12 protein-coding genes and 1 riboswitch are annotated in these 15,619 nt (G+C 65.4%); of the genes, 7 read left to right on the forward strand and 5 right to left on the reverse strand.

The features are described 5' to 3' along the window. Positions 1-52: 52 nt before the first annotated feature. From C1926_RS04505 to C1926_RS21415, 4 genes are all read right to left on the reverse strand, one after another. Positions 53-724, reverse strand: coding sequence for an epoxyqueuosine reductase QueH (locus C1926_RS04505; RefSeq protein WP_108758362.1), 672 nt, complete (start codon positions 722-724; stop codon positions 53-55). 158 nt (positions 725-882) lie between these two features. Next, a riboswitch (cobalamin riboswitch) is annotated at positions 883-1,076 on the reverse strand. A gap of 127 nt (positions 1,077-1,203) precedes the next feature. Beyond that, on the reverse strand, positions 1,204-2,613 hold the full coding sequence (locus C1926_RS04510; RefSeq protein ID WP_108758363.1) for a nicotinate phosphoribosyltransferase: 1,410 nt from the start codon (positions 2,611-2,613) through the stop codon (positions 1,204-1,206). A gap of 64 nt (positions 2,614-2,677) precedes the next feature. Continuing rightward, on the reverse strand, positions 2,678-3,733 hold the full coding sequence (locus C1926_RS04515; protein ID WP_108758364.1) for a bifunctional nicotinamide-nucleotide adenylyltransferase/Nudix hydroxylase: 1,056 nt from the start codon (positions 3,731-3,733) through the stop codon (positions 2,678-2,680). A 131-nt stretch (positions 3,734-3,864) separates the two neighbouring features. After that, positions 3,865-5,427 carry a hypothetical protein gene (locus C1926_RS21415; RefSeq protein WP_159095032.1) on the reverse strand — a complete coding sequence of 521 codons (1,563 nt, stop codon included), beginning with the start codon at positions 5,425-5,427 and terminating at the stop codon, positions 3,865-3,867. Positions 5,428-5,616: 189 nt separating this feature from the next. On the opposite strand from C1926_RS21415, the gene C1926_RS04520 reads away from it, so the two are divergent. Both C1926_RS04520 and C1926_RS04525 read left to right on the forward strand, forming a co-directional pair. Further along, on the forward strand, positions 5,617-7,491 hold the full coding sequence (locus tag C1926_RS04520) for a patatin-like phospholipase family protein (RefSeq protein WP_108758365.1): 1,875 nt from the start codon (positions 5,617-5,619) through the stop codon (positions 7,489-7,491). A 43-nt stretch (positions 7,492-7,534) separates the two neighbouring features. Then, positions 7,535-7,972 carry a hypothetical protein gene (locus tag C1926_RS04525; RefSeq protein ID WP_108758366.1) on the forward strand — a complete coding sequence of 146 codons (438 nt, stop codon included), beginning with the start codon at positions 7,535-7,537 and terminating at the stop codon, positions 7,970-7,972. 441 nt (positions 7,973-8,413) lie between these two features. On the opposite strand, the gene C1926_RS04530 is transcribed toward C1926_RS04525, so the two are convergent. Further along, complete coding sequence (locus C1926_RS04530) at positions 8,414-9,781, reverse strand: short-chain fatty acyl-CoA regulator family protein (RefSeq protein ID WP_108745734.1); 1,368 nt, start codon at positions 9,779-9,781, stop codon at positions 8,414-8,416. Positions 9,782-9,895: 114 nt separating this feature from the next. Here C1926_RS04530 and C1926_RS04535 point away from each other — a divergent pair, with 114 nt between their 5' ends. Genes C1926_RS04535 through mmsB form a run of 5 tightly spaced genes read left to right on the forward strand, consistent with a single transcriptional unit; the run spans position 9,896 to position 15,435 of the window. Beyond that, entirely contained in the window at positions 9,896-11,401 is a 1,506-nt protein-coding gene (locus C1926_RS04535) for a CoA-acylating methylmalonate-semialdehyde dehydrogenase (RefSeq protein WP_079224871.1), read from the forward strand. Between the two features lie 14 nt (positions 11,402-11,415). Then, positions 11,416-12,582 (forward strand): acyl-CoA dehydrogenase family protein, encoded by a 1,167-nt coding sequence (locus tag C1926_RS04540; RefSeq protein ID WP_108758367.1) that lies wholly within the window; start codon positions 11,416-11,418, stop codon positions 12,580-12,582. Further along, complete coding sequence (locus C1926_RS04545; protein ID WP_108758368.1) at positions 12,579-13,376, forward strand: enoyl-CoA hydratase; 798 nt, start codon at positions 12,579-12,581, stop codon at positions 13,374-13,376. The genes C1926_RS04540 and C1926_RS04545 overlap by 4 nt, the downstream gene beginning before the upstream one ends. Further along, a complete protein-coding gene (locus C1926_RS04550) occupies positions 13,373-14,548 on the forward strand; it encodes an enoyl-CoA hydratase/isomerase family protein (RefSeq protein WP_108758369.1) in 1,176 nt (391 codons plus the stop codon). The genes C1926_RS04545 and C1926_RS04550 overlap by 4 nt, the downstream gene beginning before the upstream one ends. Further along, positions 14,545-15,435 (forward strand): 3-hydroxyisobutyrate dehydrogenase, encoded by an 891-nt coding sequence (gene mmsB, locus C1926_RS04555; protein ID WP_108758370.1) that lies wholly within the window; start codon positions 14,545-14,547, stop codon positions 15,433-15,435. The genes C1926_RS04550 and mmsB overlap by 4 nt, the downstream gene beginning before the upstream one ends. Positions 15,436-15,619 lie beyond the last annotated feature (184 nt).

Below are 15,619 nucleotides of genomic sequence, written 5' to 3' on the forward strand. Positions count from 1 at the left end.
GGGTCCAGCACAACAGAAGGGGCGACCAGCGTGGCCGCCCCCCGCGCACACGTCAATCGCCCTGCGGCGTTTCAGCCTCCTGGCCGTAGTACAGCAGGCCAATCTTGATGCGCTCGCGGCCGGTTTCGCGGCGGTGGCGGTTGGCATCGCGCAGCGAGTACACGCAGCCGCAGTATTCCTGCTGGTAGAACTGCTCGCGCTTGCTGATTTCCACCATGCGGCTGGCACCGCCACCCTTGCGCCAGTTGTAATCCCAGTACTGCAGGCCCTCGTAGCGCGATGCGGCGCGGATGCCACAGTCGTTGATCTGCGCCATGTTCTTCCAGCGCGAAATGCCCAGCGACGAACTGATGGTGTCGTAGCCGTGCTCATGCGCGTACAGCGCGGTGCGCTCGAAACGCATGTCGAAGCACATCGTGCAGCGGATGCCGCGCTCGGGCTCGTTTTCCATGCCGCGCGCACGGCTGAACCAGTTGTCGGTGTCGTAGTCGCAATCGATGAAGGGAATGCCGTGCTGCTCGGCGAAGCGGATGTTCTCCTGCTTGCGCAGCTCGTATTCCTTCACCGGGTGGATGTTGGGGTTGTAGAAGAAGATCGCGTAGTCGATCCCGGAGGCGGTGATCGCCTCCATCACTTCACCCGAGCAGGGCGCACAGCACGAATGCAGCAGCAGGCGCTTGCCGCCGGCGGGCAGGGACAGGTCGGGGCGTTGGAACTCGGTCATCGTCGGGTGCATCTGGGCGTGGGCAACGGGTCTGGCCGGAAACCGTGAACAGGACGCGCGCGGCCACCCCGCCTGCACGCACAGGACGAAGACGGCCCCGGCAACCTCCCCGCGGAGATTCCAGGTCGAGTCAGGGGACGGTCGTGTCCCCCGGCCGGGGCCGGTATTCGGGCTGATGGACACGGGCCGCAGCCCACCTACTACCTGCCGCTTCCCAGGCGCGAGCCCAGTGCTGTTGGCAGGATTCGTTTCCATTCACCGCTGCGGGGCAGCTCCGGAATGGGCGCGCGAGGCGCCTTCACCGGATTCCCGTTCAAATCCCTGCCGTTGTCGCAACGACGGCAGGGATACCTTCGGCGTGCCCACGGTGGACGCGATGCTGGCGTGGGTCAAGGGGCAAGGGGATCCGACCCCAGCGGAAGGAAGGGGTCGGATCCCGCTGCCATGCAGCGGGCTCTGACCCCGGGCGGGAGGTACCTTCAACGCCCCGCCGCAGCCCGCGCGCGGATCTCATCCAGCCGCTGGTCGTACAGCAACCGGCCGTTCTCCCACACGGTCACCATCGCATCCTCGAAGCCGGCCGGCAGGGTCGGGTCACCGCTGGCCGGCAGCGCCACCGTGTGCAGGCTGCCATCGTCCAGGCGGCGCAGCAGGCGCATGCGGCCGCGCTTGCTGGTCTTGCCGGCGTCGGTGATCGGGTCCTTGTAGACGTCGATCCATTCGCCGTCCACCCGCGCGGCCGAGCACTTCAGCGCGAACTTCTGCGTATCGCGGTCCAGCCGCTGCAACAGTGCGCCGCCCATGCCGAAGGCCACGTTGTCGGCGGCGTAGCCGTCGCCGGTGATGCGCTGCAGGATGGCGCGGATCGTGTCCGGATTGATGCCATCGCCCTGGATCACCCGCACGTGGTTGAGCACGCGATAACCCTTGCCGTTGATCGTGTGGCCGAAGGCTTCATCCAGCCGGCGCAGGCTCTCGGCTACCACCTCCACCGGATCGCCCGAATCGGGCCGGATGACCAGGGTCGCGCCCGAGGCGATCACTTCATCGCGCAGGGTGGTGCCCCAGTGTTCGCTGATCGCGCGGTAGATGTCATAGCTGTCCGACACCACCGCGACGATTGCACCGGGCTTGCCGAACTGGCGCAGCATGTTGCGGTACGCATCCACCTCACGCTCGCGGCCCCAGCTGGTGATGGTGCTGTGCTCGGCAGCGGGAATCGAATAGCCGGCCATCGGCGCGTGGTAGTGCGCGCGGGCCAGGCACAGCGCCGAAACCGTATCGGTGCCGAGGAAGTTGACCAGGTGCGCGGCACCGCCCAGCGCGGCCGACTGCAGGCTGGACACACCGCGTGCGCCGAAGTCGTGCAGCTTGAACGGCAGCTGCCCCTGCGGGTCGTCGCTGGTCTGCTGCAGGAAGCCGGCGATGGTCTGCCGCGCATGCCAGCTGATGGTGGCCACGGTGACCGGGTACCACACGCGCAGCAGCAGGGTTTCCAGGTACGAGGGCACCCAGAACGCGGCCGGATCGGTCGATTCGATGGTCATCAGCGCCTGGTGCGTGGGCACCACGCTGCCCTCGGGCACGGCGCGGATGCGTACCGGCAGGTGGCCGCCAAGGCGGTCGACGATGTCGCGCCAGCCGGCTTCATTGAACGGTTCGCCATGCGCGGCGAACACCGCAGCGGCGTCGTCGATGTCGGCATGAGTGATGGGCCGTGCCAGCGCGTCCTTGAGGATCGCCTGCAGGCCGAAGAACACCGTGCGGTCGTGCAGGCCGCCGCGCGATTCCACGTAGAAGAACGTGGCATCGGTACCCGGCGGGTACTGCAGCCAGTGGCTGGCCTTGTAGCTGTCGGTGTCGAGGAGAAGATTATCGAGGTAGTGCATGACGGAAGCTCCTTCGCGTCGAGTGACACCGGCGGTCTATCCGCCGGTGGGGAGGCCGGACCTGTCAGCCGCGGCCGAGGAAATACTCCAGGATGTGCAGGTGGTCTTCGAACAGCTGCGGGCCCATCTCCAGGGCTTCGCTCACCGGAATCCAGCGCGCCTTGTCGGCGTCGTCGCCGCCGCGCACCGTCGGCAGGTCGCCGGCCGGGAAGTCGAAGTGGAAGCCGTGGGTGATGGTGCGGCCGCGCTGGCTGCGATCGGGGTGGTCGAACACCTGCTGGCTCTTCAGCGAGCCCTTCAGCACCGGCAGCGGAATCTTCAGCCGGGTTTCCTCGCGCAGCTCGCGCAGGCAGCTGTCCAGCAGGCTCTGTTCCTGGGCGACGAAGCCACCAGGCAGCGCCCACAGGCCCTTGCCCGGTTCCGACCGGCGGCGCACCAGCAGCACGTGGCCCGAATGCACCACCACCGCATCGGTGGTGACAAACGTGGGCGCGTACGGCGCGTCCTTCCAGGCCGCCTTGTACTGTTCGATGAAGCGGTACTCGGCCACCAGCTGGCCATAGGCTGGTGCACTTTTGCGGAACGCTTCGAGCATGTCGTACACCGGCGCCGGCACGTTGCCACGCAGCATCAGCAGCGCACCGTGGAAGTCGACGTCGCCGGCTTCGAACAGGTAGCGGCGCAGCTCGGTGGCCGACAGGGTGGCGGTGTGCTGCACGTCCACCAGCGGCCACTGCGGGAATTCGCGCAGGTAGTAGCTGGAGGCGTCCTTGTCCATGCCGATCAGGCCGACCTTGGCATCGGCGGCGGCGCCGTCGTTGCGCAGGGCTTCGGCCACCTGGCGCTGCACGTTGGCGATCCACTGGGCTTCGTTGTACAGGTGGTCGCGCAGCGGGCGGATCAGCAGGCGATCGGTGTGGCCATCGAGGGCCGCCTGGATCATCACGGCACGTTCGGCCACGGTCCAGGGATTGCGCAGGCTGCGGGGGGTGTCAGCAGAGCCGACCAGGAAGATCAGCTTGCGGGCCCGGCTCAGGGCCAGGCGGGCAACGGCGGCGTGGCCGTTGTGGAAGGGCTCGAAACGCCCGATGAAGACGAGATAGTCGAATTCCATGAGAATCCCTCATGTCGTTGTGGCAGCCGCGGGTCTGTCCCTTGGCTTGCTGTCGATGCTACGCCGATGGTGGTCAGGGTCAAGGGTCACCTTGATGAGGGGGAGGGGACGAGGTTTGATTGGGTTGCGCATAAATATTATGAAATTTCATTGGTGGGCTTTGGTGCAATTTCTTCATTGATCACTATGCCGTCATCAATTTTCTCCTCTTGTTCGCGGATCATGGTGTCTCTGCGCGTTGATAGAATCTTCGCAATTGAACCAAGGCCCGGAACTCTTGAAAGCGCTTCGACTGACTCTGAAAGGCGTGCGCTCTTCTCTAGTACATCCATCAAAGGATGATCTGCCTTGCTGTAGTCAGTAATGAGTTTTCCTGGATTCTCAGCGCTGACCTGTAGCACATTGAAAAGAAGCCTTGTCCTGAGCTCATCTTTGACGGTTCCCTCATTGGACAGACTTTCGATCTGGTTGGAAAGTCCTGAGAACGTCTTGCCGAGCACAGCCTTATGGGTGTACTCCTCAATCAAGCGTTTAGATAGGTTGAGGCGTTTGTTTGCAGAGTAAGCCAGCCAAAGGACAGGGAAGTACAGCGGTAGTATCGACAGCACTAGGCGTGGAGTTTCCTTAAGTACCGCAGTAAGCTCGGATCCATGCAGAAGTAGATATGAGTTAATTGCAAAAGGAATTACTGATATCCCGACCAGAAGCAATACCGCATAGTTGAAATTCCTCTCATGAGACTGAAGGAATTTTTCTTCCTCGCCCTTCTTGTTCTCATAGGCAGCACTCAATCCTGCAGCCAGTCCTCCGGGCAACAGTGCCTTGAGTTGATCCGAAACGCTTTCTATAGAGCTCTTCCCGCTCTCGAGAATGGTCGTGAACTCGGCAGTCTGACTCTTGCGAAATTCTGCATGCGAAACATCGACACTTTCAATTGCGCTATTTGCTTCTTCATTGAGCGATGAAATTCGAAGACTTAGTGCATCATAGGCTTTTGATAGGCCATCTTTAAGGCCATCCACCCTCTCTATATTTCCAGCTTCATCCTTAATCTCATGGCCGAAAATTTGGCGGTGAAGCTCATCCATCTCACCTTTTCTTCTGAGCGAGTGAGAGAGTAGACTTTTGATATTCTCGTTCTGTGCAGCAGCATCTGTCGACAGCTTTCGTATCCCTTCGAGTTCGGCGGGTACACTATCCGTTGTCTGTAATATTTCCCTCGTTTTCGTGAGTAGCTCTTGGATTGATTTGGTGGCATCCATCGCTCCGGACTCGGCGTTGGCAATAGCCTCGTGAAGGCGGAGCGATTCGCTTGATCTGGATGTGAGCTCTTCAGAATTCTTCAGAAATTTGTCTTTAGATGACGAGACACTCTCCATCGCGGCAGAGAGCTCTTTCCTTGCATTGACGATCTGTGCGTATGCCTCGTGCATTTCACGCGCCAGTTCTTCAATCTCTGCGCTTCGTTCTTTGGTTGAGTTGAGGGCAGCCAGTGCATCTGAGGCCGACTCCGCTGCTGTTTGGACGATGCGTGCTTCCAGTGTTGGAATCTGTGTGCCAAGAATGGCATTTGTCTTGACCTCAATGCCTACAAGTCGGCTCTCCACCGAGGCCTGAGAGCTTGTGAGCATGCCCAGTCTGCTCTCAATCGCTGCCTTGAACTGAGCGAACTCAGAAGGATCAACTCCGAAAAGACGCATTGTCATCCCCTAATGACGATATTATTCGTGCCGACTTGGCACGACCTGAGGATAGAGTGGCAGGTGCCTTGGTTCGCGGCAAGACTCACTTCAAAGGGGATTTCCTGCTGACTTGTGGTCTCAGTTGTCTCAATTTGTGAGATTCGTTCTTCGCAAAATTACTTGCACACACATGCTGGGGGTTGCGCAGTGGCAGACAAGTACTGCGATCTGGTCATGAAGGGCGGCATCACCAGCGGCATCGTGTACCCCAATGCGGTACTGGCGCTGGCCCGCGATTACCGGTTCAAGAGCATCGGTGGCACCTCGGCCGGCGCCATTGCGGCGGCGGTGGCGGCAGCGGCAGCGTATGGCGATCGCCGCCAGCAGGCGGGTGAGCACCTGGCCGACGGCACCGGTTACGGCGGCCTGTCCGCGGTGTCAGCGCAGTTGTCGCGGCGCGGCTTCATCTACAGCCTGTTCCAGCCGGCACGCGGCGCGCGGGCGGCCTACCGGCTGCTGGTGGCGCTGACCGGCGGCTACGGGTGGCCGCGCAAGCTGTTGTGCCTGGCGGTGGCCGTGTTCGAGATCGCCCCGCTGGAAGTGCTGGTGTCGCTGGCACTGCTGCTGGGCCTGGGCTGGTGGGGCGGTGGCTGGAGCGGCGTGGCCGCCACCCTGCTGCCGTCGCTGCTGTGTGCCTATGGCGCCGGCGTGGCCGGTGCCGCGCTGCGGGTAGCGCGGGTGGCACGGCGCAACCTGCTGGGCCTGTGCAGCGGCCTGGGCCGCGATGCACGCAAGCCGGCACTGACCGAATGGCTGCACCAGAGCCTGCAGGAGCTGTCCGGCAAGCCGCTGGACGCACCGCTCACCTTTGCCGATCTGCACGATGCACCGCGTTATGCCGGCGAGCCGGAGAGCCCGCATGCCATCAGCCTGCAGATGATCACCACCTGCGTGTCGCACAACGAACCGCGCACGCTGCCGCTGGGCGGTGCGCAGTTCTGGTTCCTGCGCGAAGAGTTCGAGCAGCTGTTCCCGGCCAGCGTGGTGCAGTGGCTGGTCGACCACGCCGGCACGCCGGTGGATGTGGAAGGGCGGCAGTACTACCACCTGCCACAGGGCCCGCAGTTGCCGGTGCTGGTGGCCACCCGGATGAGCCTGAGCTTCCCGCTGCTGATCAGTGCGGTGCCGCTGCACGAGCCGGCACGCCGCGAGCGCCGCTGCGCGCCGTCACCGGCCACCCCCGATGCCGAGCACAACGTGGCCGACAGCATGGAAGGCCTGACCAGTGCCGGCCAGTCCTGCGGGCCGGTCATCACCGCGTTCCGCATCTGCTGGTTCTCCGATGGTGGCATCAGCAGCAACTTCCCCATCCACCTGTTCGACGCGGCGATGCCGCGCTGGCCGACCTTCGCCATCAACCTGGTCTACCCGCAGCATGCCGAGGATGTCAGCCACGGCACCACCGGCCAGCAGGCGCTGGAGCGCGCCGTGGTGCTGCCCACCGAGAACCGCCACGGCTGGCAGCGCCATTACCAGTCCATCGCCACGCCGCTGGCCGCGGCCGAGCTGGGCCGCTTCCTGTTTGCGGTGGTGGCCACCATGCAGAACTGGCGCGACCTGCTGCAGGCGCGCGCACCGGGCTACCGCGACCGCATCGTGCACGTCAGCCTGCAGGGCGACGAAGGGGGCATGAACCTGGACATGCCGCAGGAGGTGCTGAGCCGCATTGCCGACAAGGGCAGCCTGGCCGGCGCACGCTTCTGCGCGTTCTCGTTCGAGAACCACTACTGGATCCGCTGGCGCAACCTCGCTTCGGCCTACCAGCGCTACACGCTGGAAGTGGCGCGTACCGATGACCCGGCGCAGCAGGTACTGGCCTACCGCGCGGCGTATTCCATCGTCGCCAATGGTGAGCCGGTGGCGCCGTCGTACAAGCTGGGTTCGGAAGACAAGCGTCGCGGGTCGCAGCAGTTGTGGGCGCAGATGGTGGAGCAGGGCCGCACGTCGGAAGACCTGGGCCCGGACCTGACCGACGGTGCACCGCGTCCGCTGCCGCAGATGAAGGTCACGCCGATCTACTGACCGCGCTGGATACAATCGCGGCCCCCACTGCAAGGAACGCTTCATGTCCTCCCGCAAACACCTGCTGGATCTGCTGGAACGACTCGATGCCCGTGATGCCGAGCACCTGCCGGTGGTCCCGCTGGCCGCGTACTTCGAAGGCAACGAATTCGAAGAGTGCATCGCACCGAACCAGTGGGGCTACGGCCGCCCACCGATTGCCGAGCTGTACGCACGCCTGGCCGCGATAGCCGCAAAGCCGGAAGTGGAGGGCGTGTACGTGGGCCTGCACCAGGACTGGGGCAGTGCACTGGAAGACGACAGCGAATGGCCTGCCGCCGAGAACGTGCACGTGCTGACCCGTGCCGACGCGGCAACCGTGGAAGGCTGGCTGCAGGGCCTGGAGTGCGACGGCGTTGGCGAAGGCTGGCCTTACGGGCAGCACATCGATGCCCCCGTGCCTTCCGAAGGCCACCATGTACTGACCGTGTTCTGGGACTAAAACCTGCCAACCAAGGTTGGCACCTACCAGAGCGACTTTCCGGATGGGGTCAGAGCCCGTCGCGTCGCAACGGGATCCGACCCCGTGCCGACCAACGGTCGGCACCTACCAGTAGAGCCACGCCACGCGTGGATGCATTTCGCGCACGGCCAGAGCGTGCCGACCAACGGTCGGCACCCACCATCAGCATCACCATCAGCATCAGCATCAGCATCAGCATCAGGTTCCAACAGCCGCGGGAAACTGTCGAAGGCGGGGTGGGTCCGGTTGAGGGGGTGTGAGCGGCATGGATGCCGCGACCAAGCCCCCATGGATGGGTTCACGGCGTCCCCCTCAACCGGACCCACCCCGCCATCCCACGGAAAGCCAGCGCTTGCTGTTGAGGTTGCCGGCCAGCGGCCGGCACTACCGCAGGTGCAGGGCGCAGCCCTGCAAAAACCCCTACCTCCCCGGCAACTGCGCAAACGCGCGCTGCATGCAGTCCTCGCGCGGGCACACCCGGCAACCCGGGCCGATCGACACCGAGTTGCCCGGGCTCTGCACATCCAGCCCCAGCGAATACACCAACCGCTCCGCATGCTGCAGGTCGCACCCCAGCGCCACCGCGAACGTCTTGCGCGGCTGCCCATGGCCCACCGGCCCGCTGCTGACCTGCCGCGCCAGCCAGAAGTGGCGTCGCCCATCGGGCATGCGCGCGGTCTGCGTCAGGATGCGCCCCGGCTGGTTGAACGCCTCGTAGACGATCCACAGCGGGCACGACCCACCCACCTGCGAGAAATGGAAATCGGTGGCCGAATGGCGCTTGGACACATTGCCCGCACGGTCCACGCGGATGAAGAAGAACGGCAGCCCCGGCGCACTGCGCCGCGCCAGCGTGCTCAGCCGATGACACACCGCTTCGAAGCCCACGCCGAACTGATGCGCCAGCAGTTCGATGTCATAGCTGCTGGCCTCGGCCGCACGCAGGAAGCGCATGTACGGCATCACCAACGCACCGGCGAAGTAATTCGACAGACCAATCCGCGCCTGCGCGATGCGCGCCTCATCGTGGAAGCCCGCGCGCGCGATCACCGCATCGATCTGCGGCAGGTAGCCGTGCAGGGCCAGCTCGGCGGCCATCTGGAACGCCTGCTGGCCCGGCTCCAGGTAATCGGGCAGCCACAGCCGTCGCGCCCCGGCATCGAACTGGCGCTTCTCGCGCCCGGCCTGCAGCGCGGCCACTTCCACCAGCACGCCGTGGCGGTCGGCCAGCAGCTGGCGCAGGCGCGGCGCCACGTGCCCGGGTGACAGTCCCCACTCGGCGAACAGGCGCTCGGCCAGTTCGTCCAGCTCGGGGATGTGGTTGTGCATGCGGTTGAAGAACTCGCGCACCTGGTCGCCGGCGGGCAGGGTGCTGCCGGCCTCGGGCTCGCCCAGCTGGAACTCCAGCGCGGCGGCGTGCTCGCGCAGGGCCAGGTGGCGGCGATGCAGGTCCAGCAGGGCGCGGCTGACCTGCGGCAGGTTGCCGGCCAGCGCCCGCAGCTCGGTCGCGCTCACCTCCGCCAGGCCGAGGTCGCGCAGGGTCTCGCCCAAGGCTTCCTGCAGCGCGGCGGGCTCATCATCGTCGAACAGGGCAGAAACGTCGCCCAACACCTCGCCCAGCTTCTTCTGCACGGCCGGGGTTAGCGGGCGCTTGTTGCGCTCGATCTGGTTCAGATAACTGGCCGACAGGCCCAAGGCCCGGGCCAGGTCCACCTGGCTGTAGCCGCGCTGTTCGCGCAGGCGCAGCAGGCGCAGGCCCAGCTGGCGTTGTGAAGGCTGGAAGTTCACAGAATTAACATGAATCGTCTGGCGTGTTGGCCAGATTAAGCGGATTCAGGCCGGAAATCGAGAAGGGTGCTGTGAATAATGCCAAGCATCTTTCGAGCCAGTGGGATTGTCGTCATGACTGTTGCAGCGCCCCGTATCCGCATGCTGATCGATGGCCAGTTCGTCGAATCGGCCACCTCCCACTGGCAGGACGTGATCAATCCGGCCACCCAGGACGTGCTGGCCCAGGTGCCGTTCGCCACCACCAGCGAAGTGGATGCCGCCGTTGCTGCCGCCAAGGAAGCCTTCAAGACCTGGCGCAAGACCCCGATCGGCACCCGTGCGCGCATCTTCCTGAAGTACCAGCAGCTGATCCGCGAGAACATGAGCGAGCTGGCCCACATCCTCACCGCCGAACAGGGCAAGACCCTGCCGGACGCGGAAGGCGATGTGTTCCGCGGCCTGGAAGTGGTCGAGCACGCCGCTGCCATCGGCAACCTGCAGCTGGGCGAGCTGGCCAACAACGTGGCCAACGGCGTGGACACCTACAGCATCATGCAGCCGCTGGGCGTGTGCGCCGGCATCACCCCGTTCAACTTCCCGGCGATGATCCCGCTGTGGATGTTCCCGATGGCGATCGCCACCGGCAACACCTTCATCCTCAAGCCGTCCGAGCAGGACCCGATGGTGACCATGCGCCTGGTTGAACTGGCGCTGGAAGCCGGCATTCCGAAGGGCGTGCTGAACGTCGTCCACGGTGGCGAGGAAGTGGTCAACGCGATCTGCGACCACCCGGATATCAAGGCCGTGTCGTTCGTCGGTTCCACCCGCGTCGGCACCCACGTCTACAACCGCGCCTCGCTGGCCGGCAAGCGCGTGCAGTGCATGATGGGCGCCAAGAACCACGCCGTGGTGCTGCCGGACGCCAACAAGGAACAGACCCTCAACGCGATGGTCGGCGCCGCCTTCGGTGCGGCCGGCCAGCGCTGCATGGCCGCCTCCACCCTGGTGCTGGTCGGTGAAGCGCGCAACTGGGTGCAGGACCTGGTGGCCAAGGCGCAGACCCTCAAGGTCAGCGGCGGCACCGTGTCCGGCACCGACGTCGGCCCGGTCATTTCCTGCAGCGCCCGCGAGCGCGTGGAAGGCCTGATCGCCTCGGGCGTGGAGCAGGGCGCCAAGCTGGTGCTGGACGGCCGCAAGCCGCAGGTCGACGGTTTCGAGAAGGGCAACTTCGTCGGCCCGACCATCTTTGCCGGTGTCACCACCGACATGCGCATCTACCAGGAAGAAATCTTCGGGCCGGTGCTGGTCATCCTCGAAGCGGAAACGCTGGACGAGGCCATCGCCATGGTCAACAGCAACCCGAACGGCAACGGCACCGCGCTGTTCACCCAGTCCGGCGCGGCCGCCCGCCGCTTCCAGGAAGACATCGACGTCGGCCAGGTCGGCATCAACGTGCCGATCCCGGTGCCGGTGCCGCTGTTCTCGTTCACCGGTTCGCGCGCCTCCAAGCTGGGCGACCTGGGCCCGTACGGCAAGCAGGTCGTGCTGTTCTACACCCAGACCAAGACCGTCACCGCACGCTGGTTCGATGACGAGACGCTGAGCCACGGCGTCAACACCACCATCAGCCTGAAGTAAGGGCAGGAGCAGCCATGAGCCACTCGATGACGACGGACCAGGAAGAAGCGCAGCAGGCGTACCGCGAAGCCGCGCGCGACTTCGCACAGGCCGAACTGGCGCCGCACGCCGCGCGATGGCATGCGGAGGGCATCTTTCCGCGCGAGGCGATCGCCAAGGCCGGTGAACTGGGCTTCTGTGGTCTGTACATGGACCCGGAAGTCGGCGGCAGCGGCCTCAGCCGCCTGGACGCCGCCGTCGTCATCGAGGAGCTCGCCAACGTCGATCCGTCGACCGCGGCGTACATCAGCATCCACAACATGGCTTCGTGGATGGTGTCCAAGTGGGGCCAGGCCGAACTGCGCGATGCGTGGGGCACCGACCTGTCCTCGGGCAGCAAGCTGGCCTCGTACTGCCTGACCGAACCGGGCGCTGGCTCGGATGCTGCTTCGCTGAAGACCACCGCCGTGCGCGACGGTGACTTCTATGTGCTGAACGGCTCCAAGGCCTTCATTTCCGGCGCCGGTGCCACCGAGCTGCTGGTGGTGATGGCGCGTACCGGCGGTGCCGGTGCGGGCGGTGTCAGCGCCATCGCGGTGCCGGCCGACCTGCCGGGCATCAGCTATGGCCGCAAGGAAGAGAAGATGGGCTGGAACAGCCAGCCCACCCGTGGCATCACCTTCGAAAACGTCCGCGTGCCGGTCAGCCACCTTCTGGGAGAGGAAGGCGGCGGCTTCAAGCTGGCGATGAAGGGGCTGGACGGCGGCCGCATCAACATCGCCGCCTGCTCGCTGGGTGCCGCGCAGGGCGCGCTGGATGCCGCACGCCGCTACATGGGCGAGCGCCGCCAGTTCGGCAAGGCGCTGGCCGATTTCCAGGCGCTGCAGTTCAAGCTGGCCGACATGGCCATCGAACTGGTGGCCGCGCGGCAGATGGTGCATTCGGCTGCGCGCAAGCTCGACGCTGGTGCCAGCGATGCCAACGTGTGGTGCGCGATGGCCAAGCGCTTCGCCACTGATGCCGGCTTCAAGATCTGCAACGAAGCGCTGCAGATCCACGGCGGCTACGGCTACATCCGCGAATACCCGATCGAACGCCTGCTGCGCGACAGCCGCGTGCACCAGATCCTGGAAGGCACTAACGAGATCATGCGGGTGATCGTTGCCCGCCACCTGCTCAACACCGAAGAGGAACTGCGATGAAGGATTGGCGTACCCAGGAGCACGTGGGCCTGAAGGTCGAGGCCGATGGCCACACCGCCGTGGTCACCCTGCACAACCCGCCGGCGCACACCTGGACCGTGCACAGCCTGGCCGCGCTGCGCGACCTGGTGGGCGCGCTCAACGCAGACCGCGAGATCTACGCGCTGGTGATCACCGGCGACGGTGAGAAGTTCTTCTCCGCCGGCGCCGACCTCAACCAGTTCGCCTCGGGCGACAAGGGCGCCGCACGCGAAGCCGCGCGCCGCTTCGGTGAAGCCTTCGAAGCGCTGTCCGCGTTCCGTGGCGTGTCGATCGCCGCCATCAACGGCTACGCCATGGGCGGTGGCCTGGAATGCGCGCTGGCCTGTGACCTGCGCATCATCGAAGACCACGCCCAGGTCGCGCTGCCGGAGGCCACCGTCGGCCTGCTGCCGTGCGCCGGTGGCACCCAGAACCTGCCGCGCCTGGTGGGCGAGGGCTGGGCCAAGCGCATGATCCTGCTGGGCGAGCGCGTCAACGCGGAAACCGCGCTGCGCATCGGCCTGGCCGAAGAGAAAGTCGGCAAGGGCGAAGCCAAGGCACTGGCGCTGGAATGGGCGAAGAAGGCCGGCAAGCAGAGCCCGACCAGCATCGCCGCCTGCAAGACCCTGGTGCAGTCCACCCGCACCGGCACCCACGCCTCGGCGCTGGTGGCCGAGCGCGAAGCCTTCGTCGATCTGTTCGACACCGCCGACCAGGTCGAGGGCGTGACCGCCTTCCTGGAAAAGCGCGCCGCACAGTGGAAGAACGCATGACCGCCGACACCGTTGCCGACGACGCACCGGTGCTGTTCGAAGAGCGCGTGGCCGGCAACGGCACGCGCATCGGCATCGCCACCCTCAACGCGCCGCGCACGCTCAATGGCTTCTCGCTGCCGATGGCACACCTGCTGCTGAAGCAGCTGAACGCCTGGGCCGACGATGATGGCATCGCGATGGTGGTGCTGCAGGGCGCCGGCGAAAAAGCGTTCTGCGCCGGTGGTGACCTGCACAGCCTGTACAAGGCCATGGTCGCCTTCCGCGAGGCTGGCCACGGCGATATCCGCGAAAACGACTACGCCGCCGAGTTCTTCGACGTCGAGTACCGCGTTGATTACCTCATCCACACCTACGCCAAGCCGATCCTGTGCTGGGGCCACGGCATCGTGATGGGCGGTGGCATCGGCCTGATGTCCGGCGCCAGCCACCGCGTGGTCAGCGAGCGCTCCAAGCTCGCCTTCCCGGAAATCACCGTGGGGCTGTTCCCGGATGTGGGTGGCAGCTGGTTGCTGCCTCGCGTGCCGGGCAAGGGCGGCGTGTTCCTGGCATTGACCGGCGCGCTGCTGAACCCGGGCGATGCGATCTACGCCGGCCTGGCCGACGTACACGTGAGCGAAGAACGCCGCAGTGCCGTGTTCGATGCGTTGCTGCAGGTCGCGTGGTCGGCCGATGCCGCACGCAACCACGAGCGGCTGTCGCAGCTGCTGCTGTCATTCGCCAGCGATGCCGTCACCGGTCCGCTGCTGGCCAATGCCGCGCAGGTCGATGCGTTGTGCGCGGGCGATGACCTCGCCATCATCATCGACCGCATCGCCGCCCTGCAGACCGATGATGCCTGGCTGCAGGCAGCGCAGAAGACGCTCGCCGCCGGTGCACCGGGTTCGGCGCGGCTGGCCTTCGAACTGCAGCGCCGCAGCGCGGGACAGGATCTGGCCAGCGTGTACCGGCTGGAATACATCACCGCATTGCATTGCGCCGCCCATGGCGATTTCGCCGAGGGCATCCGCGCGCTGCTGATCGACAAGGACCGCAACCCGCAGTGGAAACCGGCCACCCTGGCCGAGGCCACCGCCGGATGGGCCGACACCTTCTTTGCTTCCCCCTGGGCCGATGCCGCGCATCCGCTGGCCGACCTGGGCACCCCTGTCGTTGAAAGGAGCCTGGCATGAGCCGCATTGCATTCATTGGGTTGGGCAACATGGGTGGCCCGATGGCCGCCAATCTGGTCAAGAACGGCCACAGCGTGCGTGTGTTCGACCTGGTACCGGCCGCGGTGCAGGCGGCCGTCGATGCCGGCGCCAGCGCCGCGGCAACCGCACGCGAAACGCTGGCCGATGCCGAAGTGGTCATCTCGATGCTGCCCGCCAGCCGCCACGTCGAAGGCGTGTATCTGGGCGATGACGGCATTCTCGCTTCCATTCCCGCAGGTGCGCTGGTCATCGACTGCAGCACCATCGCACCTGCCAGCGCACGCAAGGTCTCTGAAGCGGCTGCCGCGCGTGGCCTGCAGATGATCGACGCGCCGGTATCCGGTGGCACCGCCGGTGCGCAGGGCGGCACGCTCACCTTCATCGTCGGTGGCGAAGAAGATGCGCTGGAACGCGCACGCCCGGTGCTGCAGGCCATGGGCAAGAACATCTTCCATGTCGGCGCCAGCGGTGCCGGCCAGGTCGCCAAGCTGTGCAACAACATGGCGCTGGGCGTGATCATGGCCGTCACCGGCGAAGCCATCGCACTGGGCGTGGCGCACGGGCTGGACCCGAAGGTGCTGTCGCAGATGATGGCGGTCAGCACCGGCCGCAGCTGGGCCACCGAAGTGTGCAACCCGTGGCCGGGCGTGCTGGAAAATGCGCCGGCCTCGCGTGGCTACAGCGGCGGCTTCGGCAGCGACCTGATGCTGAAGGACATGGGCCTGGCCGTGGAAGCGGCGATGAGCGTAGGTGCCTCGATTCCGCTGGGCGAAGTGGCGCGCAACCTGTACTCGATGAACCATCAGGCCGGCCGCGGCAAGCTGGATTTTTCCAGCGTCGTGCAGCTCATTACGAGCGAGAAGTGACCTGGTAGTGCCGGCCGCTGGCCGGCAACCTCATGCCCCCGTGCGGGACAACGAAGGTGGGATGGGCGGATGCCCGGTTTCGACCGGCATCCGCCCATTTTTTTGGGGTCGGATCCCTTTCGCGGCGCGAAAGGGCTCTGACCCCGAGGACGACGCGATGGGTCGGGATGGGGTCAGAGCCCTT

Source organism: Stenotrophomonas sp. ZAC14A_NAIMI4_1 (assembly GCF_003086915.1).
GTDB lineage: Bacteria > Pseudomonadota > Gammaproteobacteria > Xanthomonadales > Xanthomonadaceae > Stenotrophomonas.

Bases quoted from the DNA above. Each gene is read 5' to 3' on its own strand.
- mmsB (WP_108758370.1), top strand. From the start codon at position 14,545: ATGAGCCGCATTGCATTCATTGGGTTGGGCAACATGGGTGGCCCGATG.
- C1926_RS04540 (WP_108758367.1), top strand. From the start codon at position 11,416: ATGAGCCACTCGATGACGACGGACCAGGAAGAAGCGCAGCAGGCGTAC.
- C1926_RS04550 (WP_108758369.1), top strand. From the start codon at position 13,373: ATGACCGCCGACACCGTTGCCGACGACGCACCGGTGCTGTTCGAAGAG.
- C1926_RS04535 (WP_079224871.1), top strand. From the start codon at position 9,896: ATGACTGTTGCAGCGCCCCGTATCCGCATGCTGATCGATGGCCAGTTC.
- C1926_RS04525 (WP_108758366.1), top strand. From the start codon at position 7,535: ATGTCCTCCCGCAAACACCTGCTGGATCTGCTGGAACGACTCGATGCC.
- C1926_RS04505 (WP_108758362.1), bottom strand. From the start codon at position 724: ATGACCGAGTTCCAACGCCCCGACCTGTCCCTGCCCGCCGGCGGCAAG.
- C1926_RS21415 (WP_159095032.1), bottom strand. From the start codon at position 5,427: ATGCGTCTTTTCGGAGTTGATCCTTCTGAGTTCGCTCAGTTCAAGGCA.
- C1926_RS04510 (WP_108758363.1), bottom strand. From the start codon at position 2,613: ATGCACTACCTCGATAATCTTCTCCTCGACACCGACAGCTACAAGGCC.
- C1926_RS04545 (WP_108758368.1), top strand. From the start codon at position 12,579: ATGAAGGATTGGCGTACCCAGGAGCACGTGGGCCTGAAGGTCGAGGCC.